General features: G+C 44.5%; 20 protein-coding genes and 1 tRNA gene. 15 read left to right on the top strand and 6 right to left on the bottom strand.

Features of this window, described 5'->3' with window-relative positions; translation table 11 throughout:
* Nucleotides 1-449 precede the first annotated feature (449 nt).
* Nucleotides 450-2,165 (bottom strand): ABC transporter ATP-binding protein, encoded by a 1,716-nt coding sequence (locus tag M2444_RS10730; protein ID WP_280786918.1) that lies wholly within the window; start codon nt 2,163-2,165, stop codon nt 450-452.
* Nucleotides 2,166-2,432: 267 nt separating this feature from the next.
* Between M2444_RS10730 and M2444_RS10725 the strand changes: the two genes are divergently transcribed.
* Complete coding sequence (locus M2444_RS10725) at nt 2,433-3,656, top strand: CynX/NimT family MFS transporter (RefSeq protein ID WP_094873349.1); 1,224 nt, start codon at nt 2,433-2,435, stop codon at nt 3,654-3,656.
* 252 nt (nt 3,657-3,908) lie between these two features.
* On the opposite strand, the gene M2444_RS10720 is transcribed toward M2444_RS10725, so the two are convergent.
* Complete coding sequence (locus tag M2444_RS10720; RefSeq protein ID WP_280786917.1) at nt 3,909-4,508, bottom strand: class I SAM-dependent methyltransferase; 600 nt, start codon at nt 4,506-4,508, stop codon at nt 3,909-3,911.
* Between the two features lie 270 nt (nt 4,509-4,778).
* Here M2444_RS10720 and M2444_RS10715 point away from each other — a divergent pair.
* The 5 genes from M2444_RS10715 to M2444_RS10695 all read left to right on the top strand — a co-directional run bounded on the left by M2444_RS10715 (nt 4,779) and on the right by M2444_RS10695 (nt 9,773).
* Nucleotides 4,779-4,862 (top strand) — tRNA-Leu (locus tag M2444_RS10715).
* Between the two features lie 222 nt (nt 4,863-5,084).
* Nucleotides 5,085-5,414: a PadR family transcriptional regulator gene (locus M2444_RS10710; RefSeq protein WP_094874645.1), complete on the top strand. Its 330-nt coding sequence runs from the start codon at nt 5,085-5,087 to the stop codon at nt 5,412-5,414.
* Nucleotides 5,411-5,968, top strand: a complete 558-nt coding sequence (locus M2444_RS10705) for a DUF2812 domain-containing protein (RefSeq protein WP_280786916.1) — start codon at nt 5,411-5,413, stop codon at nt 5,966-5,968. Before M2444_RS10710 ends, M2444_RS10705 begins: the two co-directional genes overlap by 4 nt.
* Nucleotides 5,969-6,189: 221 nt before the next feature.
* Nucleotides 6,190-9,279: a PAS domain S-box protein gene (locus M2444_RS10700; protein WP_280786915.1), complete on the top strand. Its 3,090-nt coding sequence runs from the start codon at nt 6,190-6,192 to the stop codon at nt 9,277-9,279.
* 101 nt (nt 9,280-9,380) lie between these two features.
* Nucleotides 9,381-9,773: a NusG domain II-containing protein gene (locus tag M2444_RS10695; RefSeq protein ID WP_256990397.1), complete on the top strand. Its 393-nt coding sequence runs from the start codon at nt 9,381-9,383 to the stop codon at nt 9,771-9,773.
* Here the strand turns inward: M2444_RS10695 and M2444_RS10690 are convergent.
* The 3 genes from M2444_RS10690 to M2444_RS10680 all read right to left on the bottom strand — a co-directional run bounded on the left by M2444_RS10690 (nt 9,766) and on the right by M2444_RS10680 (nt 12,704).
* Complete coding sequence (locus M2444_RS10690) at nt 9,766-10,641, bottom strand: TIGR03943 family putative permease subunit (RefSeq protein ID WP_094876169.1); 876 nt, start codon at nt 10,639-10,641, stop codon at nt 9,766-9,768. The two genes, M2444_RS10695 and M2444_RS10690, sit on opposite strands and share 8 nt — an antisense overlap.
* A gap of 48 nt (nt 10,642-10,689) precedes the next feature.
* The gene (locus M2444_RS10685; RefSeq protein ID WP_481857494.1) at nt 10,690-11,607 is read right to left on the bottom strand and encodes a permease; all 918 of its coding nucleotides are present in this window, start codon (nt 11,605-11,607) and stop codon (nt 10,690-10,692) included.
* A gap of 68 nt (nt 11,608-11,675) precedes the next feature.
* Nucleotides 11,676-12,704 (bottom strand): CobW family GTP-binding protein, encoded by a 1,029-nt coding sequence (locus tag M2444_RS10680; protein WP_280786914.1) that lies wholly within the window; start codon nt 12,702-12,704, stop codon nt 11,676-11,678.
* Nucleotides 12,705-12,907: 203 nt separating this feature from the next.
* Here M2444_RS10680 and rpmG point away from each other — a divergent pair, with 203 nt between their 5' ends.
* From rpmG to M2444_RS10635, 9 genes are all read left to right on the top strand, one after another.
* Entirely contained in the window at nt 12,908-13,057 is a 150-nt protein-coding gene (gene rpmG, locus M2444_RS10675) for a 50S ribosomal protein L33 (protein ID WP_280786913.1), read from the top strand.
* 50 nt (nt 13,058-13,107) lie between these two features.
* The gene (locus tag M2444_RS10670) at nt 13,108-14,316 is read left to right on the top strand and encodes a GTP-binding protein (protein ID WP_280786912.1); all 1,209 of its coding nucleotides are present in this window, start codon (nt 13,108-13,110) and stop codon (nt 14,314-14,316) included.
* Between the two features lie 214 nt (nt 14,317-14,530).
* Nucleotides 14,531-15,238, top strand: coding sequence for a metal ABC transporter ATP-binding protein (locus M2444_RS10665; protein WP_280786911.1), 708 nt, complete (start codon nt 14,531-14,533; stop codon nt 15,236-15,238).
* Nucleotides 15,184-16,050: a metal ABC transporter permease gene (locus tag M2444_RS10660; protein WP_094876164.1), complete on the top strand. Its 867-nt coding sequence runs from the start codon at nt 15,184-15,186 to the stop codon at nt 16,048-16,050. Before M2444_RS10665 ends, M2444_RS10660 begins: the two co-directional genes overlap by 55 nt.
* Nucleotides 16,040-17,086: a metal ABC transporter substrate-binding protein gene (locus tag M2444_RS10655; protein ID WP_280786910.1), complete on the top strand. Its 1,047-nt coding sequence runs from the start codon at nt 16,040-16,042 to the stop codon at nt 17,084-17,086. Before M2444_RS10660 ends, M2444_RS10655 begins: the two co-directional genes overlap by 11 nt.
* 28 nt (nt 17,087-17,114) lie before the next feature.
* Nucleotides 17,115-17,384, top strand: coding sequence for a 30S ribosomal protein S14 (gene rpsN, locus M2444_RS10650; protein ID WP_094876162.1), 270 nt, complete (start codon nt 17,115-17,117; stop codon nt 17,382-17,384).
* Between the two features lie 177 nt (nt 17,385-17,561).
* On the top strand, nt 17,562-17,999 hold the full coding sequence (locus tag M2444_RS10645; RefSeq protein ID WP_094876161.1) for a DUF6157 family protein: 438 nt from the start codon (nt 17,562-17,564) through the stop codon (nt 17,997-17,999).
* Nucleotides 17,977-18,750: a GNAT family N-acetyltransferase gene (locus M2444_RS10640; RefSeq protein WP_280786909.1), complete on the top strand. Its 774-nt coding sequence runs from the start codon at nt 17,977-17,979 to the stop codon at nt 18,748-18,750. The genes M2444_RS10645 and M2444_RS10640 overlap by 23 nt, the downstream gene beginning before the upstream one ends.
* Before the next feature lie 127 nt (nt 18,751-18,877).
* A complete protein-coding gene (locus M2444_RS10635) occupies nt 18,878-19,237 on the top strand; it encodes a class I SAM-dependent methyltransferase (protein WP_280786908.1) in 360 nt (119 codons plus the stop codon).
* 324 nt (nt 19,238-19,561) lie between these two features.
* Here the strand turns inward: M2444_RS10635 and M2444_RS10630 are convergent, their stop codons facing one another.
* Nucleotides 19,562-20,365 (bottom strand): MBL fold metallo-hydrolase, encoded by an 804-nt coding sequence (locus M2444_RS10630; RefSeq protein ID WP_094874386.1) that lies wholly within the window; start codon nt 20,363-20,365, stop codon nt 19,562-19,564.
* Between the last annotated feature and the right edge of the window lie 79 nt (nt 20,366-20,444).

Raw genomic sequence — 20,444 nt, 5'->3', positions numbered from 1 at the left:
ATTTATAGGGAAATCCTCCCTAAAAATTGCGGATTTTCGCTGGATTTTAAGCTTTATAGGGAATTTCTCCCTGAAAATCGCCTGAAATCCACTGTAATGAGCTAATTAGGTGAATTTAAGGGGAGGAATTCCCTAATTGTTGAAATCAGGACCGTAATATCGATGAAATTGGGGAGGATTTCCCTAATTTTCATTCCCACGAATCCAAAAGGCCATAACTCCCTAACTCCCTATAACTCCCTATAACTCCCTATAACTCCCTATTACTCTTAAACTCCAATACTCCTAACTCCAATACTCCCTAACTCACCAATTTAGCCCTCATGCAGGAAATAGATGAGAAGTACGAAAAAGCAAGCCTAGTCGCCAATGACGTGGGACTAGGCTTGCTTTTTTTGAAAATCCCAGAAGCTGAATCAATCATTCTTCAGAAGCTCTAGATAACGTCCTTAGGCGTTATACTGCGCCTGATGCAGCCGGCTGTATATGCCACCGGCATGGACTAACTCTTCATGGCGGCCTTGCTCGGCAATGCCTTCTTCGTTCACGACCATGATCCGGTCGGCATTCTTAATCGTCGTCAATCGGTGGGCGATGACGAGTGTGGTTCTACCCACGGACAGATCCGCCAGCGATTGCTGAATCGCGGCTTCCGTTTCTGTATCCAGTGCGGAAGTAGCTTCATCCAGAATCAGAATCGGCGGATTCTTCAGGAACATGCGGGCGATCGCTAAGCGTTGCTTCTGTCCACCGGACAGCTTCACACCGCGCTCTCCGATCACTGTATCCATGCCCTCGGGTAGATTCTGAATGAGATCCTCCAGATGGGCACGCCGGGCAGCTTCCCAGATTTCAGGCAGCTTCGCATCCAGCTTTCCGTAGGCGATATTCTCACGAATCGTACCGGAGAACAGGAATACATCCTGCTGCACGATCCCGATCTGCTTACGTAACGACTCTAGCTTCATGTCACGGATATCGATGCCATCTATGGTGATAGCCCCGCCAGTGACATCATAGAAACGAGGAAGCAGGCTACAAATGGTTGTTTTTCCTGCACCAGAAGGTCCAACAAAAGCAATCGTTTCGCCAGCTTTTACTTTCAGGCTAATATTTTGCAGAACCGGACGGTCCTCGTCGTAACCGAAAAAGACATTCTGGAAGGTAATATCACCGTGTAAAGTGCTTACCTCTACGGCATCCGGCTTATCGCTGATATCCGGCTCTGTATCAATAATCTCAAGATAACGTTTAAATCCCGCAATTCCTTTTGGATAACTCTCGATAACGGCATTGATCTTCTCGATCGGACGGAAAAAGATATTGGACAACAGAATAAATGCCACAAACTCACCGATTTGAAGTTCGCCATTGATGAAGAACCAAGCGCCGCTGATCATCACAAGGATCGTAATGAGGCGGGTCATCATATAGCTGACGGATAAGCTTTTGGCCATGGTTTTATAAGCAAGAAGCTTAGTTTTACGGAACATTTGATTATCTACGGCGAATAGCTCTTGTTCATGCTGCTCATTGGCAAAAGATTGCACAACCCGGATTCCGCCCACATTATCTTCGATACGGGCATTGAAACTACCTACATTCCCAAATAGCTGGCGGTAGGTGGAAGTCATGTTGCGTCCGAAGTAGATGATCACCCAAGCCATAATTGGAACGATAATAAAAGTAATAATCGCCAGCTTCAGGTTAATATCAGCCATCAGGATAAAAGCTCCGACGAGTGTCATGATGGCAATGAATACATCCTCAGGACCATGGTGCGCCACCTCGCCGATATCATTTAGGTCGTTGGTGATACGTCCGATTAGGTGACCTGTTTTATTATTATCAAAAAATCGGAAGGATAGTTTCTGGATGTGATTGAACATTTTTTTACGCATATCGGTCTCGATGTTAATACCAAGCATGTGGCCCCAGTAAGTAACGATATATTGCATTACCGTATTCAAGGCGTAAATAGCTAGAAGCGCGACACAAGCAATGAGTATCAGCGGCCAATCTTGACCGGGGAGCAAATCATCAATAAATTTATTGACAGCTACCGGAAAAGCTAGTTCTAGCAGACCTGCAAAAACAGCGCAGGAGAAGTCCAATATAAATAGTTTTTTATACGGACGATAGTAGGAAAAAAACCTTCGAAGCATTCTGTTCACTCTTTTCTATAGGAATATGTAGGGATCGAATGAAATTGATTCTCAATTGTCTTGATTATATGGATACTAAAGATGTCATTCGATTTTGTCAATAATAGGGTTATGAAATTACTTAAGGCTTGTAACTTTTATAATAATAGTGGATGATAGGTCTTAATGCCATGTAATAAACATTTATATATTTCTGGCGTAATCGCTCACCGTCCTTACAGGGATGTCAAGGGCGTTTATGCTTGTTGTAATTTAGGAGGATACATGATGAAAGCATCGCAACGAGAAGGAAACATTCAGAATAGAGGTTTAACGGACACCAAATATGATCGCTGGCTGCTAGTGTTGGGGATTGTGTTTATCGCAGCGGCACTTAGAGCGCCCTTCACCTCCGTCGGTCCACTAGTACAAATGATTCAGGATGATCTAGGCTTATCGAATACTTTAACCGGAGCTATTACCACTTTACCATTGTTGGCTTTTGCGATCTTGTCCCCGTTTGCTCCAAAGCTAGCCCGCCGTTTCGGGATGGCTAATGTGTTATTGATTGCCATGGTTATGCTTGCTATGGGGATTCTAATTCGGTCTGGATCTGGAACGGGATTGTTGTTCACAGGTACGGCGATACTCGGGCTTTCTATTGCAGTGTGTAATGTACTGCTTCCAGGGCTTATTAAAGGGAAGTTTCCCCACAAAATTGGATTAATGACAGGTGTCTATACGGTCTCTATGAATTTATGTGCAGCCATCGCTTCAGGAATTAGTGTACCGCTAGCCAGTAATGCTGGATTTGGCTGGAGAGGGACTTTGGCAATTTGGTTTATGATCGCTGCACTGGCAACTTTGTTCTGGATTCCGCAAATGCGTAAGCTTGATCAAGGGACTGGGGCTAAGGGCTCGGTCTCCAGTGGGAATATGTGGCGTTCTTCGCTTGCGTGGAAAGTAACGATTTTTATGGGACTACAGTCACTGCTCTATTATGTCTTTATAGCTTGGTTTTCTGTTCTCCTTGGTGAGCGAGGAATGTCATCAAGCCATGCAGGCTGGTTACTATCGCTGATGCAAATGGCGCAGTTGCCGTTTACTTTCTTCGTGCCGTTGTGGGCAGGTCGGATGAAGAACCAACGTATTCTGGTAATCATCACGGCTATTTTGTATTTCATAGGAATAGGTGGAATTTGGCTGGGCAGCAGTGCTTTAATGGCAGTCTGGGCGATATGCTTTGGGATTGCCGGAGGATTCGCCTTCGGCCTAGTGATGATGTTCTTCAGTCTACGGACTAGAAGCACTCAAGAAGCCGCGGAACTGTCGGGTATGGCGCAATCCGTGGGCTATGTGCTTGCTGCAATGGGTCCGGCATTATTTGGATGGCTGCATGATGTTACGAATAGCTGGACAATGCCGCTAGTTTTATTGCTTTGTGCAAGCGTATTGCTGCTGGTTGTCGGACTTGGTGCTGGTAGTGATCGATATATTGGAGATAAAAGGTAACATCTATTATAATTAATAAAGAGTGTATGGGTGCGACACTGCACCGGTACACTCTTTTTTTTGTAGCATAGGAAGAAACTCCCCTCAGAATTAGACCCGTTTGTAAGCTAACACACGGATTCTTCGATAATCCATCACCCAACGGTTAGCTTGAAATAACGTGGGCTTCAGTTTCTGTTCCATGTAAGTGAGGACTTCCTCTCGTTCAGAGGGGGTGAGGACACTTAAGATTCCATTAGCAAAAGTGTTCAATCAGCGCTGGAACCCTTGCTCTCCAGCCTCTAGCGGGGTTGGACGGTCGAAACAAAGAGCGAGGTCTACTGACAGTCCATGCTGTTCCAATAGTGATGCATATTGCCCGATGCTTGGGAAGTACCAAGGTAGCTGGAGTTTATCACTACACCCAATAGCGGCAAAAGCATTGGGAACTTCAGTGACGATGGAAGCGATATTGCCCAGCCCACCGAACTCAGCGACAAAACGTCCACCTGTCCGCAGGCTAGCTGCAATAGAAGCGGCAGCTCCATTCGCGTCGGTCAACCAATGTAGAGCAGCATTGCTGAACACAGCATCGACCGGCTGTTCCGCAGTGTAATTTTGCCCATCTGCTAAGATGAAGTTTAGCTGAGGATGCTTGTCACGGGCAGTCTGAATCATTTCGTCCGAGGCATCAATTCCTGTTATAATTGCACCTCTAGCCGCGATGGCTGCTGCCAAATCGCCAGTTCCACAGCCCCAATCCATAATCTGTTCACCAGGCTGGGGGCGAAGCAGCTCAATTAAGGATTCTCCAAACTGAGATACAAAGGCCATATCAGCATCATAGATTCCGGTATTCCACTGGTGGTTCATACGTACTCGTCCTTTCTGGTTTGGAATTACAGTGATATTTCTGATGTAGCACATTCTTTAATTATGTTGTATCATACCAGCCTCTTATAAGTGAAATATATAAACTGAATAACTGTGATTGGTTATGCCTATGGGGATTTGAATATGTTAAATCGGTTATATCGTTGTTGTTGGATTCATCTGTACAACGATTTAAAAATAAGTTGCTATTTATCCGAAAAAAATGTATAGTCTTATGTACAGTGATTATTTCATTGGTGTACATAATGTGCGGTCGTGGCGGAATTGGCAGACGCGCACGGTTCAGGTCCGTGTGGTAGCAATATCGTGGAGGTTCGAGTCCTCTCGACCGCATCATCAAATAGGCTTATACAATTGCTCTTGGGCAGTTGTATAAGCCTATTTTTTATTTCTGAAGAAAGTGATGGTGGTCCAATTCTTACTGTAGCTATGCTTCGGAGCATAATATGGCGAAGATATTATAGGTATTTTGTATTGACAATTATATCGGTTACCGTAATATTGTTATTACGGTAACCGATATATCGCTAACAGTAATAGAATGGAGATGGAATCATGCCTGAAAGCTCAGAAAGAGGAGCCTTAACAGAAGCTGTATTTTACATTTTATTGTCTTTATACACCGCAATGCACGGATACGCAATTATGCAGAATGTGAAGGATTTAAGTCATGGTCGAGTGGATCTTGGAGCGGGCACTTTATATGGAGCAATCAACACCTTGCTTGAGAAAAACTGGATAAGAGCTATAGAAGGGGAAGAAGGCTCCCGAAGAAAGGAATACGAAATTACTGAATTAGGGAAGACAGTGATTCAGGGGGAGCTTATCCGGTTGGAAGAGCTGATTGCTAATGGGAAGAGAATAGCTGGAGGTGAGTCGAAATGAAGCATGTGGTTCGCAAGCTGTTTTGGGATTTTGAGAAGGAAGAACAGTGGCTTAATGAAATGTCTGCCAAAGGGTTTGCCCTTTCAAGCTACTCCTGGTGTAAATATGTGTTTACTGACTCGCCTAAGAATGAGTATACGTATAGAATTGAACTTTTAGATAATGTGCCTACTCATCCGGAAAGCGTAGCATACCTCAAGTTTTTAGAAGAAAATGGAGTAGAGTGTGTTAGCAGCTATGTTCGCTGGATTTATCTTAGGAAGAAGTCATCCGAAGGTTCGTTTGATATTTACACGGATCTGGAATCCAAAATAAAACACTTTAAGCGAATTAACACGCTATGGAATTCTGTTATGTGGTTAGAGTTCATTGTTGGTTTAGCCAACATTCTCATTGGGGTAACGAATTATTTCAATTCATCCAGCGGCATTAGTTTAATAAACGTTGTTCTAGGCGGGCTTTTAATCCTTTTGGGACTTGTTTTTTTAAGAGCCGGTGCACCTATCCGTAAGAAAATTAAGAAGCTTCAACAAGAGAATTTAATAAGAGAATAGTTATTTTAAGTTGTGCAATGTACTAACAGCAAGCTCCCCGAGTGTTGGGGACTTGCTGTTTATTTTTTGTCTGTGAGGATAACACGCAATCTCTTTGATTTATACCAACCTATCATTTAGGACTCAGCTATCAAGCTTAATTACCGAAAAAAAGGTATACTGGAATAGATTACGAGATTGTAATAAAGTTTGTCCCCATCTCAAAAGAGGAGGCTACTCAGGTGTCTGAATTTCTTTTTAAGCAACTATACTTACGGTCTTCTATAGGGGTTGCAGTAGTCTCTCCCAAGGAAGGAACCTTGATTCAATCCAATCCGGCGCTTTGCCATATGCTCGGTTATTCTGAAGAAGAGCTTTTGAATATGCATTATTTAGATCTTATTTATCCAGACGATAAAATCGATGATGATCATTACGTTATCCTGAACAATCTCTTAGCAGATCCTGGGTCCGCGATGGAATTAGAAAGACGGTTCCTGTGTAAGGATGGCGAGATGATCTGGGTTGCACAACATATATTTCTGATTCTTCAGGAGAATTCTAGTGAACCTCTTGTCATGATTTCAGAACTAACGGATATCACAGACCGAAGACTTGCCGAAGATAAGATTCAGGAAGATCAACATTTATATAATTTGATCACAAAAAATACACCGGATATGATTTCTTTTGGCAAACCTGACGGTACGTTGCAATACGTGTCTCCTTCAGTGGAGCTGTTGCTGGGATATCCTGCAGATGAAATGATAGGCACGAAAAGACCTGATTATTATCACGTAGATGATGCCTTAGAGATGACCAAACACGGAAAACTCTATTCGGATACGGATGTGTATACACGTAGAGCCCGGCATAAGGACGGACATTATTTGTGGATCGAGAGCAGTTCACAGGTGGTACGTGATGAGCAGGGGCAAATCAAGCAGATATTAACCATCGGCCGCGATATTACACAGCGTAAGAAATATGAGGATATGCTGGCGAAAGCCCAATATCTTGCGAAAATGGGATCTTGGGAATGGGATGCGACAAAAGCGCGGTTGACGGTTTCTAGAGAAATGCGTAACATTTTCGGCTTTTCGTTAGATGAGAGTATTCATTCCTATTTTGATTACAGGCATGTTCTTTCCTGTATTGATCCAGCTGATTTTACAAGACTTGAAAAGCTAGTGCGTCAATCCTTTGCAAATGTGACGAATGGCGAAGCTATGGTTCGGATTAAAAGTGCGGATGGGATTTTGAAGTTTTTGGATGTACACTGGGAAGTGCTTAAGGATGAAGAAGGAAGAGTGCTACAGATCAGCGGGATTGCCCAGGATGTGACTGAACGTCATCGAATGGAGGAACAGATGCGTGATAGTGAGCAGAATTACCGACTTCTGTCGGAAAATTCAATGGATTTTATTTCACGAAATACAGCAGACGGACACCTCACCTATCTGTATGCATCACCGATTTGCCAGACAATGTTCGGTTATACACCGGAAGAAATGTACGAAACCAGAGGAATAGATTACATACATCCTGAGGACAAGGAGAAGGTAGTAACCTATCTTAGCAATTGTATGGAAGGCAAGAAGCTCGAGCCTGTGACCTTTCGGTTTCTTTGCAAAGATGGAACATATATTTGGACGGAGACAACACTTCGCTACATCTACTCGGAGACATTTGGAGGACAAGAGCTGGTGTGTGTAACCCGGGACATTGCGGAACGGGCGCGGCATTTTGAAGAAATAGAGAAGTTAAGTAACGAGCATGCTCTAATACTGAATTCAGTATCTGAAGGCATATTTGGTATGAATCTTGAAGGGAATACGATGTTCATCAACCCAGCGGCGATTACTATGCTAGGATACGATCCAACGGAATGGTTGAACAGCAAATTCCATACGATTCATCAGACTTGGCTGGATAATGAGCCATTCTTGGGCATCCAGAAGACGCTGATTCCCTCGCACTTCAATAATCGCTCTTTTGATGAGAAAGAGGGCGTGTTTTGGAGGCAAGATGGTTCCAGCTTTTTAGTCAGATATCACATGACTCCTCTTTTTGATGGAGAAGAGCGGATCGGAGCTGTAGTGGTTTTCCGGGATATCACAGAAGAGAAGGAGATTGTGCGAGCGAAGGAGTCTGCAGAGGAAGCGGATCGGGCGAAGTCGGAGTTTCTAGCGATCATGAGCCATGAGCTGCGTACACCTATGAACGGTATTATAGGAATGGCAGACTTGCTCTCAGGTACAGAGCTGGATGAAGAGCAAAGCTACTACACACAAATCATTAACAGTAGTGGAGAAGCATTGCTTCATATTTTGAATGAAGTGCTGGATTTCAGCAAAATTGAAGCAGGTATGATGACACTTGAACTGCAAATGGTGGATTTACGTGAAGTGATTCAGAACGTTAGTGAGCTATTCTATCCGAAGGTCAAAGAGAAAGGGTTGTTACTGACTATCAATATTGCACCTGATCTTCCATTTGTCGTTGTGACGGATGAGGCGAGATTGCGCCAAATTCTCGTGAACTTAGTGGGAAATGCGGTGAAATTTACGGAGACAGGTGAAATTAGTATTTCTGCCAGTCTGGAGGCTTCTCAAAAGTCAGGAAATATTATCGTTAAGTTCATGGTTAAAGATACGGGTTTGGGAATTCCAGTTGCCAGTCAAGGGTTATTGTTTCAATCGTTCTCGCAATTGCATCCTTCCATTAATCGTAAATATGGCGGAACAGGACTGGGACTGGCCATTAGTAAAAAGCTGGTGGAGCTGCTTGGAGGAGCGATTGGTGTAAGGAGTTGTGAGAAACATGGCTCAGAGTTCTTTTTCACCGTGGAGGTCTCTTTGCCCAAAGAGGAATGGAATCAGAAGGTAATGCTCCACCCTTCAGTGGATGCAGACAAAAGCAATAAACCTAACGCCAAAGCATCTGATACTGGAGAATATGGACCGATGTCTATTCTCATCGCTGAAGATCATCCTGTGAATCAGCAACTGATGCTGGCTTATATGAAAAAGAGGGGATACTTCCCTGACATTGCATCAAATGGCGAGGAAGCAGTTCGATCTGTGCTGTCCAAGGATTATGATCTCGTCTTTATGGATATTCAGATGCCAGTTATGGATGGGATAGAAGCAACAGGAATCATACGTGAGAAGCTCGGGCTGTCTCCTGTTATTATTGCGGCCACAGCGTTTGCCAGAAATGAAGATAAAGATATGTGTCTGAGTGCAGGAATGCAGGATTTCATCTCCAAGCCTATCTCTATAAAGGAGCTTGATAGGGTATTAAAAGATTGGTCTACTCGGATTCGTTAAGGATGAGGAGTGTCATTGACAAAAGGGCGTAAGATTAATATATTTGTAATCGTAATCATTACGAATATATTGTCGATGAAAGGATCCATACCTTGTTAAAGATGAAGCGTGGCGATTTTGTAATCATTTTTTTAGCTCTATTCGCAGCAGGTTTGATCTACGGAATCAAGTGGTGGGACACCCGTAATGAACAGTATCAGCAAGGAGATTTGAAAGCTATAATTACGGTCGATGGTAAGGAATACAAGACCGTTTCTTTGACTAAAGAAGAGCAAATTATAGATATTCAAACGGAGTTTGGTCACAATACCTTAAAGGTATTTGATTACGGGATCCAAATGACATATTCTGACGCTCCTTTGCGAATCGCTTTGGAAATGGGGTTTATTTCTAGGCCAAAGCAACAAATCATATGTATACCCGCCCGTATTATGGTTGAAGTATTTAACCCTAACCGAGTGAATGATGAGGATGAGCTGGACGCAATTATTTAGTAGGTTTGGCCGTATTCTGCAAAGCTTTCCATGCCGTTATGGAGTCAGCACTCGTGTAAATGTAGGGTGTTGTTGGTTGCGCAATAGGTGTAATTGCTTCTGCGCGTATTTGCATCATTTCTTGGCCCTTGTATTGCACAACTTGAAGCTTGCCCCGAACCTCTATCCAGGTATCGGTGGGCAAGCTTTTTAATTTGCCGGAATCAACCAGCATCCCAAATGGAGTAGCATCGGCGGTACAGCACTGAACCAGAAATCTGCCAATGGCAAATGCATTCTCTGGCGTTTCACTATCATCGCGATACAGAAAACCGGAAACGGAAATTTCTTTGCCTTCAAATTGTTGTTTATACATGTCAATAGCACCTAGTGTTTCAGAAAAAATATCAGAATACACAGGGATAGTAGGCTGCGCATATAGAATCTTAGCTAGCTCAGTGAGCTCCTCATGATAAGGATCAATCGATTCGAATCTAACAGCATTGGTAGACTCTGATGGTAATGAGGAGAACGAAATCCCCTTTTTACTAGCGGCCATACTTCCCAAGGCACGATCAGGAAGTACAAATCCAAGCAACAGTGGAAAGAGGAATAATCCATAAAGCGCTGTACTTTTAAATATGGAATGAGGGAGGCGGTGCTCGCAGTCACATAGCACACTTCCCTTACCAAATAAGGCTTGAATAGCCAAGCTGAGCGCCATAAGTGTGAGAGGAATCGGACATAACTGAACCCAGCGTGCTAGCTTAGGCGCTACATAATAATGCAAAGCGTCCTGCTGCACTAGTTGCCCAATATAGAGAGCAAAGGCGAGCAGAATGACCGCCCTTAACAAATAGTGAAATCGGATGCTTCGAGAGTCATTCATACGCTTCCTCCTAACAATGCGGTAAGCATCTGCTTGTCACCTTTATGATCACAGCCATAAGGACATGAGTACGGCTCCAATAAATACGCTCGAAAAGATAAGAAAGAACAAATAAAGAGCAAATTTGGTCTTAAACAGCGAAAGTAACATCAATGAATTTTTGAAATCTAGCATCGGCCCAAATACCATAAAAGCGAGCAGTGCTCCTGCTGGAAAAGAATGTACAAAGGTGGAAGCTACAAAGGCATCTGAGGTGGAACAGAGCGAAAGCACAAATGCCAGTCCCATCATGAAAAAATAAGACCCGAGCGGCTTATCTCCGATCGCAGCTAAACTGTCCTGAACCATAAACGTCTGAATGCCAGCGGTCAATAGGCAGCCAATGATTAAGTATTTTCCCATCTCAAAAAACTCATCCGACGTATGCACGAAGACGGCAGCTAACTTTCCTCCACGAGAATTATTATGATGAGTGTTATCGGTTTCGCGCTGAACGCTGAGGCGTATAGGGGGCTTTTTCACCGTTGCATAGATAATCAAGCCTATAATACAGGCGACTATAAAAGCTAGACCCATCCGCGCATAGGCCAGTTCTGAGTGGTTGCGAAAGGCAGTCAGTGTTGCTCCATAGACGACTGGGTTTAGGATGGGTCCGGATAAGATGAACACAATCGCGACATAGACAGGCATACCCTTATGGATAAGTCGGCGGACAAGCGGGATCATTCCACATTCGCATACTGGGAATATAATTCCGAGCAGGCAAGCGAATAAAATAGCCAGAAACGCCTGCTTCGGAATCCACCGGGAGATCATTTCATCCGGGATAAAGACACGAAGCAGCGAGGATAATAAAGCTCCTGCTAACACAAACGGCAAGGCTTCTAGCAAAATCCCGATAAAGCCGGTTTTGAACGTGTCAATGTACGCGTTATCTAGTAGCTCCAGTTGATTAGGCACCCATATAAAACCAATGATAATCAGGAATGAGATCGGTAGAAGCAGCGGCAGTATTTTTAAAGGGGAAAGGGTAGTCAAGGCTCGAATAAGGTGGACCACCGATCTGCCAGCAGTTCCTCATCTAAATTTATCCCGATGAATACTACATAAGGCATTCCGGGGTAACGTGACGCCTCCCAGCTTGTACGCATTCCCGCATATTGGACAAGTTGAACCGGTTCCTGTTCGGACAAAAGGATATGCCCTTTGGCACGGAGCAGATTGTCACCCCATTCTTGAAAGAAAGCCTCTAGCCGTTCTTTGGTAGGCATTGTAGTCCCCGCTTGCGGAATGGTTAGCGTGATGGCCGTCACTTGGGAAAAAGAGGCATGGGACTCCTCTTGCCGTTCTTTTACTGCTGTGGCTCCCTGTTCTGAATTCATTTGTTTAAGTGTTGCGCCTTTAAAGGTTTGAGGTGCACGTTGTGGCGCGGGAGCGATGATTTTACGTGGGGTGATTCCTGATAATATCGGTGAAAGGTTGATTTCGCTGTAATGGGTATAAACGATTTCAGCCTCTGAATTTTGTTTTCGGACACCCTTTTCAATTCGCCATAAGGTTTCTGGCTCTACAAGATCGCTCTTATTAACGACAATGAGATCAGCGGAGGACAGCTGCTTGCGAAGGGTACGAACCAGCTGTTTGTCAGAAGAGAGTCTGCTGTTATATTCCAAGGCGTTCTCTGCATCCAATAAGGTGATCGTAAAATGCAATTCAACCCTTTCCTGTAGAACGGCTTCTTGTAATGTTTTGGAAATTTCTTCAGGGTTCGCGACGCCAGTAAGCTCGATATAAATAGCATCAGGCCGTCCTCTTAACAGTACCAGCAGGCTGTCTGCCAAATCCTCTTTACGGCTACAGCATACACATCCGTCCAGTAGCTTAGTCACGGTTGTACCCGTATGCTCCTGCAGAATATACCCATCAACATCTCTCTTTCCCAGCTCATTCATAACTACGCCAGGGTTCAGACCTCTTACCTTGCTCTCTTTCAGCAGGGACAATAGCAGAGTTGTCTTCCCGCTCCCCAGAAACCCGCTCAAAATAATTACTGGTATCTTCATGATCTCCACTCCTGCCTGATTCTCTTGGAAATACAAGAATCATATTTTTATAATTCCATCTATACGTGAGTTGTCCGCCAGAAAGACCACAAAGTTAAGAGAGTTGAAATATTTACAAGACGATAGTTGACAGAGTGTGAATAAACCGTGTACGATGTGTTAATCGTAATTATTACGATTTAACTAAAAAGGAGATGGAACCGATGAGAGTAACCATTACTTTAGCATGCACCGAGACAGGAGATCGCAACTATACCACTACGAAGAATAAGCGAAATCACCCAGAACGTATGGAAATGAAGAAATATTGCCCACGTCTCAAAAGAGATACATTACACCGCGAAACCCGGTAAGTGCTATAAATGCCAAACATAAATGCTAATCAATGATAGGAGTGTTCTGAATGAAAAAAATCCCGGTTACTGTGCTCAGTGGCTACTTAGGCTCTGGGAAGACAACGCTGCTGAATCATATTTTGCATAACCGTGACGGGCTTAAAGTGGCCGTTATAGTAAATGACATGAGTGAAGTGAATGTGGATGCAAATCTGGTGAAGTCGGGAAATACGCTGTCCAGAACCGAAGAGAAGCTGGTTGAAATGTCTAATGGATGTATTTGCTGTACACTTCGGGATGATTTGATTATTGAAGTGCAAAAGCTAACTGCTGAGGGACGATTTGATTACATCCTGATTGAATCCTCTGGCATTAGTGAGCCGGTACCCGTAGCCCAGACCTTTACCTACGCGAATCCCGAGCTAGATATCGATTTAACTTCACTTGCTCAATTGGATACGCTGGTGACGGTAGTGGATGCTGGGCGTTTCTGGCATGACTTCTCCTCTGGGGATAGTCTAATAGATCGTAATCAAACGGCTGGTGAGGGAGATTTCCGCGATATTGTAGATCTGCTGATTGATCAGATTGAAACCTGTGATGTGCTGCTGCTGAATAAGTGTGATCTGCTGCAAGAAGATGAACTCAACAAGCTTGAAGCTGTGCTCCGTAAACTGCAGCCATTGGCCAAGCTTATCCGCACGGTTAACGGTGTAGTCGATCCGAAGGAGATTCTGAATACTGGATTGTTTGATTTTGACAAAACAAGCTTGTCTTCGGGCTGGATTGCGGAGCTGAATAAGGAGTCGCATACCCCTGAGACAGAGGAATATGGGATATCCTCTTTTGTCTATCGTCAGAGAACACCTTTCCATCCGCAAAGATTAAGTTTTTTCTTTAGCAACTGGCCGGAAGAGGTTGTTCGATCAAAAGGAGTAGTATGGGTAGCGGCCAAAGGGGATCTTGCAGCTACTTTAAGTCAGGCAGGACCTTCGATTCAGTTCGGACCTGCCGGTTACTGGCTGGCTACAATGCCTAAAGAGCAACAGCTGGAGGTGCTGGAAGAGGAACCTGAGCTGCGGGCGAAATGGGACGAGCAGTGGGGCGATAGAATCAATGAAATTGTATTTATCGGTGTAAACATGGATCAAGCTCAGCTCGAAGCCAGATTGGACAGATGTCTGCTGACAGCCGAAGAACTGAAGCTGGATTGGGCCAAGTTTAACAATCCATTACCATGGCCTGTTGAGGAGCTTCTAGCAGCCGCTGAAGAGTAGAACTATAGGGAGTTAGAGATGAAAAACCGGGATCCAGCAGGCTGGAATTCCGGTTTTTGCTATATGTTCCAGAAATTAATAGTTACTATTACGATTAATTTCTGGATTTGGGTTTACAAATCGTAATGATTACGATATTATCAATTTTGTTAATCGTAAAACTTACGATTTAAAAGCAAGGCAGACATAATCAGTCAGAAGGGAGGCGAGGCATATGATCCTGTCATCCATGCGAAATGTAGTGTTCGGGTATGGGGATGAACCTGTACTTGATAACATTTCACTAGACATTCATACCGGACAGTTTATTGGGATAACAGGACCTAATGGGGCTGCCAAGACCACCCTGTTGAAGCTTATGCTCGGCCTGCTCCGTCCATGGAGTGGAACGGTACATTTGAATAAAGCGCTGTCGGATAACGGGAAGCTGGTTATCGGGTACGTACCACAGCAGGTAGCTTCTTTTAACGCGGGGTTCCCAAGCAAGGTGATTGAACTGGTTCGCTCAGGTTGTTACCCAAGGCTGGGGTTATTTAGACGGTTCACACCGGAGCAGGACGAAATCGTTGAGCGAAGTTTAAGGCAGGTGGATATGTGGCATTTGCGAGACCGGAGGATAGGAGAGCTGTCAGGCGGTCAAAAGCAGAGGATCTGTATCGCCCGTGCCTTGGCACAGCAGCCGCAGATATTGGTTCTGGACGAACCCACTACAGGAATGGATCTGGACAGCCGCATAGGGTTCTATAAGCTAATGCGCCACGATGTCAGTGAACACGGTCGAACGGTAATCATGGTGACACATGCTCTGGAAGAGACCAGTTCCTATCTTGATACGGTGATCAGCTTGGAACGAAAGGAGGACGAAGGGTGGCAATGTTTAGTTACGAATTCATGCAACGTGCATTTTGGGCCGGTGGGTTAATTGGCATTATCGGTCCACTGCTCGGGGTGTATCTCATGCTTCGCCGTCAGGTGCTCATGGCAGATACCCTCTCTCATGTATCACTTGCAGGAGTAGCCCTAGGTTCGATCCTGCAGCTTAATCCAGCATTAAGTGGTTTCATGGTTGCGATTCTTGGCGGTATTGTTATCGAACAGCTTCGACGTTCCTATCGTACATACAGCGAGCTTCCGGTAGCTATTATTATGACCTCTGGACTGGCGTTGGCAGTTGTGCTTATGAGCTTAAAGCAGAATTTGAGTAAAAGCTTCAGCTCCTACCTGTTTGGTTCCATTGTTGCGGTCAGCGATACCCAATTGATGATTATTGCTCTCGTAGCTGTAATCGGCCTGCTCTATTTTATTGTTTTTCGCAGATCTCTGTATAATCTGACCTTTGATGAAGAAACCGCTACTATCAGTGGAGTTCATGTAGGCTGGTTATCCTTTTCGTTTGCGGTACTCACTGGGATGACGGTAGCGGCTGCAATGCCAGTTGTTGGGGTTTTATTGGTTTCAGCACTTATTGTTTTGCCAGCATCGATCGCTTTGCGTATCGCGTCAGGTTTTGCGACAGCTATATGGATCTCGATTAGCGTAGGACTGCTTGGTGTGTTTAGTGGACTCAGTGCCTCTTATTACATCAATACACCGCCGGGTGGGACAATTGCGCTTATCTTGCTATCTTTTTTGTTAATTGCAATCTTGGTACAGAAGCTGATCAGGCTTAAAAATCGTCGTCACATTCAAAAATCTATTTCCAGAAAAGGAGATATATCTCTCAATGAAATTTAGAATGCATCATCTAGCTATTTTGTCTCTATCCACCTTACTTTTTGCCGCAGGCTGCGGTAACAATAATGCAGTTAATTCTACTGCTTCGAATGCCGCGAATGCCTCTGGAGCCGCAGAAGTTACTGCACTTCCAGAAGCCTCGAAATTAAATATTAAAGTCAGTTTTTATCCGATTTACGAGTTTACGAAAAATGTGGCAGGTGATCTGGCAGAAGTAGAAGCACTCATTCCAGCTGGAATTGAGCCGCATGATTGGGAACCAACCGCTCAGGATATGGCTGAAATCTCAGATGCGGATATGCTGATCTATAACGGCGCTGGAATGGAAGGTTGGGTGGATCAAGTACTGGAAAGTGTATCTGGAAAATCATTAATCACGGTAGAGGCCAGCAAGGGCTTGGACATCATGGAAGGTACAGAAGAGGAAGAAGCGGACCACGACCATGGGGAAGGTGAACATGCTCACGAAGAAGGTGAACATGCTCACGAAGAGCATTCGCATGATCATGGTGGACTAGATCCGCATGTGTGGCTCAATCCAGTGCTTGCTATTCAAGAAGTGCGTAACATTGAAGCGGCTTTATCTGCGGCTGCACCTGACAACGCTAAGGATTTCAAGGCGAATGCAGATGCTTATGTAGCTAATCTGGAGCAGCTAGATCAAGCGTTTAAGGATGAACTTAAGGAGACTAAACGTAAGGATTTCATCACCCAGCATGCGGCTTTCGGTTACCTTGCCAAGCAGTATGGATTAACTCAGGTCCCAATTGCCGGATTGTCTCCGGAGCAGGAACCTTCTGCAGCGAATATGAGCAAGATTGTGGAGTTTGCGAAAGAGCATAAGGTGAAGACGATATTCTTCGAGACGCTTGTATCCTCAAGTGTGGCAGATACGATCGCTAAGGAGATTGGTGCCAAAACAGCCGTTCTAAACCCGATTGAAGGATTAACAGAAGAGGATCGTAGTCAGAACCTGGATTATTTAGGGATCATGCGTCAGAACCTGGCAGCCTTGAAAAGTGCATTAAACGAGTAGAACATACAGAAGTGGAAGGAGAACCACAATGGCCAAGAAATCAAAAGTTGTGAAAGAATTGAAGAGACAAGAGCTAGTCGCAAAATATGCAGCTAAAAGAAAAGAACTAAAAGAAAAAGGAGACTACATGGCTTTGCAAAAGCTGCCACGTGATTCCTCCGCAACTCGTCAAAAAAATAGATGTCAAGTCTCCGGCAGACCTCGGGGCTACTTGCGGAAATTCAAAGTTTCTCGGATTGTATTCCGTGAATTGGCACATAAAGGTCAAATTCCCGGGATCACAAAGTCGAGCTGGTAGAAGCCAGCTTTGCTAATTATAGAATACAAAGAGAACGGTCAATCCTTCGTCATTTAGAGGATTGGCCGTTTTTGCTGCTTCAATTATATGGACCTTAGAAAAATCGGCTATGCTTAGAATAGGAAGATGACTTATCATATAAGGAATATATATCTATTTCGTATGGAGGCGTTGCAAATGAGCTATACCGATACTTTTATTCGTGTAGCAGAGGATTGTCCAGAGGAGACCGGGGTACCTCCGATGTCTTGTCGAACACTCCCGCCTGCACATGTAATTCAATATGAACTGCTTATTCATGAACCTTACCAATACAACCATGAAGAACTTCTATATGAGGTTCATGTGCGTCATAAACAAATCCCACTAGAAGATCGAGTGACTCGTAAGGAGGAAATATGGAACGAGCTATTTTCCAGAAACCACCCTTGCCTGCGGGCGTCATTGCTGCCGAAGCGGTTTGGTTGGGGAGTTCATTTTAACAGTGATGGCAAAATTGCTCTATATGGCAAAGAGTCCCCCCAATATGACCATTTTACAACCCAAGGAGAGGAAAGTGCTGTAAAGCTGTTGCCAGCGATGCGTAACAAACGTGCCTCGAAAGGAGAGGATTAAGCTGTATAAATTCATAGAAGAAATCACACTGAATACTTGGCCTGCAGAACAGAGCCTGCTTTTGAATGGATGGATTCTACGTACGGCAGCGGGTTATACCAAAAGGGCTAATTCGGTGAATCCGTTATATGGGGCTGAGCGCTGTACGGCAGATTTAGGAGATCAGATCAAGCTTGCGGAGCAGTATTATGAACATGCTGGACTAAAGCCAGTCTTTAAAATAACTCCCTACATCCAGCCTGCAAGCCTTGATGAGAAGCTAGCTGATCGTGGTTACAGCATAGCGGAGCCTTCATCAGTAAGAGTGCTTGATCTGGAGGACTTAGCGACCCCTGATTTATGTTATACGGTTCAGGTGCAGGAGAACTTGACTGAAGCGTGGCTAAACGTATTCAGTGAGCTTACCGAGCTGTCCGATAAGAATCGGGAAACCTTAACCAGAATGTTGTCCGCCTCGCATTTGAAGCAGGGTTATGTCATATTGTTCAACAATGATATTCCTACCGCTTGTGGTCTTGGCGTGATTCAGAACGGATACATGGGTCTGTATGATATTGTCACTGCTGCGGAATACCGTAGACAGGGGATGGCAGAGCAATTATTGCTGGCCTTGCTTCACTGGGGGAAATCACGGGGAGCTAAGACCTCTTTCCTGCAAGTGGTACAAGTTAATGCTGGAGCTTCAGCCTTGTATGACAAACTGGGTTTTAAGGAGATTTATCAGTATTGGTATAGGGTGCTGGGAAGCTAGTGTGAGGAGTGGAAGAAAATCTATGTCCGAATATTGGAGTCGAAGATTTGCGCAAGAAGGCATGATCTGGGGGAGTGAGCCGAGTCCTACAGCTTAGGCAGTAAGGGATATTTTTCGGCAACATAATGTGAAGTCGGTTCTAGTCCCCGGTTCAGGATATGGACGAAATACGAAGGTATTCTCAGAAGAGTTTAAGACCTTCGGCGTTGAGTTAAGCGTGGAGGCGCTAAAGATGGCGACAGAGTGGGACTCTAGGAGTCTTTTTATTTTAGGTTCAGTGCTAGACTCTATTTTGGAAGAAAAGGTAGATGCCATCTATTGCTATGACATGCTGCATTTATTTCTCGAAGAGGATCGTAGAAGATTGGTGGCTAATTGTCTGGAACAGTTACAGCCAGATGGATGGCTCTATTTCACCAGCTTTTCCGATGAGGACGCAAATAACGGCTGTGGAGCACTTTTGGAGCCGGGAACCTACGAAATATAAAGAAGGGAAATGTGCCCACTTTTTTAGCGATGTGGAATTAAATTTCAATACCTAGAAGTAGAGCAGCACTTAATTCTCTTCGAAACGTGAGAGGTAGTTGTTTCGCTGATAATGAGGGAAAACCTCCCTGAAATTTAGCAAATATTGCTTGAAATCCATGGTTTTAAGGGAAAAACTCCCTAATAATTCGTTGAATATCCTTTGAATTGGCTATTTCAAGTGAATTAAAGGGAGTTTTTCCCGGATTATGCTTTGAGAGGGATGCTCGCCCGGATAAATAGGGACTTTTTCCCTAATTCTAGTTGAATGATAAAAGCACCTTACTTACACAAACTTTCCTTGACCCGGCAGCGCCATTTCTTTGAAATTTTTGCATAAATGAGCAAGCTGAGTAGATAGTTTTTCTCCCTCCATCGGTACCCCATGTCCAGAGAGAACGATATGAGGATTGAGCAGTGCAAGGGTGCGGACCGACTTTTCCGCATCTTCCCAGTCTGTCGTGAAATAAGAGGGAGGGCCATGCACCACCTGATGCTGAGTCGCCACAGCGAATACCGATTCTTGTTTGACCGTAAGGAAAGTGTCACCAGCAATTAGCACCTTATCCTCTGGTCTGAACAGGGAAATATGTCCCGGACTATGTCCAGGAGTATGGACCCATTTCCAGCCGTGTGCTCCAGGGACGGTCCTGTCTTCCGGCAACGGATGGATGGCTGATCCAAGGTCGATGCCATGATGGGAGAATAATGAGGACACCATACTCATCAGTCCACCGCCTACGGCCGGATCGGCTGGCGGATAATCCGCTTTACCTGTTAAATAAGGAAGCTCTAGTGGATGAGCATACACGGGTACATTCCATTCCTCAATAAGCTTTTTCACACCCCCGATATGATCAAAATGCCCATGCGTCAAGACAATTGCCACCGGAGGCTTCTCAAACTTCTCCTTAGCAAAATCAATAATATGGTCTGTGTATGAGCTTAGCCCCGTATCTACAATGATCCAGTCCGAATGGGGCTGGCCGATGAATGCGCAATTTACGAACATGGTTCGCAGTCCGATGACACCAGGGGCCACGTCCCAAGTATCGGTGTAGCCTTCAGATAGTATTCCGTCAAGTCTCATCTTACGCCTCCTGTTCCGTTCTTAGTTCTGTACGTGGTACCTAAGCAGTAGTATGACCTTTTTTCGAGAAAAAAATATG

This window comes from Paenibacillus sp. PastF-3 (assembly GCF_029893135.1).
GTDB lineage: Bacteria > Bacillota > Bacilli > Paenibacillales > Paenibacillaceae > Paenibacillus_AQ > Paenibacillus_AQ nitricinens.
This window is presented reverse-complemented; position numbering and strand designations above follow the sequence as displayed.

Bases quoted from the DNA above. Each gene is read 5' to 3' on its own strand.
- M2444_RS10730 (WP_280786918.1), bottom strand. From the start codon at position 2,165: ATGCTTCGAAGGTTTTTTTCCTACTATCGTCCGTATAAAAAACTATTT.
- M2444_RS10725 (WP_094873349.1), top strand. From the start codon at position 2,433: ATGAAAGCATCGCAACGAGAAGGAAACATTCAGAATAGAGGTTTAACG.
- M2444_RS10720 (WP_280786917.1), bottom strand. From the start codon at position 4,508: ATGAACCACCAGTGGAATACCGGAATCTATGATGCTGATATGGCCTTT.
- M2444_RS10710 (WP_094874645.1), top strand. From the start codon at position 5,085: ATGCCTGAAAGCTCAGAAAGAGGAGCCTTAACAGAAGCTGTATTTTAC.
- M2444_RS10705 (WP_280786916.1), top strand. From the start codon at position 5,411: ATGAAGCATGTGGTTCGCAAGCTGTTTTGGGATTTTGAGAAGGAAGAA.
- M2444_RS10695 (WP_256990397.1), top strand. From the start codon at position 9,381: ATGAAGCGTGGCGATTTTGTAATCATTTTTTTAGCTCTATTCGCAGCA.
- M2444_RS10690 (WP_094876169.1), bottom strand. From the start codon at position 10,641: ATGAATGACTCTCGAAGCATCCGATTTCACTATTTGTTAAGGGCGGTC.
- M2444_RS10680 (WP_280786914.1), bottom strand. From the start codon at position 12,704: ATGAAGATACCAGTAATTATTTTGAGCGGGTTTCTGGGGAGCGGGAAG.
- rpmG (WP_280786913.1), top strand. From the start codon at position 12,908: ATGAGAGTAACCATTACTTTAGCATGCACCGAGACAGGAGATCGCAAC.
- M2444_RS10670 (WP_280786912.1), top strand. From the start codon at position 13,108: ATGAAAAAAATCCCGGTTACTGTGCTCAGTGGCTACTTAGGCTCTGGG.
- M2444_RS10665 (WP_280786911.1), top strand. From the start codon at position 14,531: ATGATCCTGTCATCCATGCGAAATGTAGTGTTCGGGTATGGGGATGAA.
- M2444_RS10655 (WP_280786910.1), top strand. From the start codon at position 16,040: ATGAAATTTAGAATGCATCATCTAGCTATTTTGTCTCTATCCACCTTA.
- rpsN (WP_094876162.1), top strand. From the start codon at position 17,115: ATGGCCAAGAAATCAAAAGTTGTGAAAGAATTGAAGAGACAAGAGCTA.
- M2444_RS10645 (WP_094876161.1), top strand. From the start codon at position 17,562: ATGAGCTATACCGATACTTTTATTCGTGTAGCAGAGGATTGTCCAGAG.
- M2444_RS10630 (WP_094874386.1), bottom strand. From the start codon at position 20,365: ATGAGACTTGACGGAATACTATCTGAAGGCTACACCGATACTTGGGAC.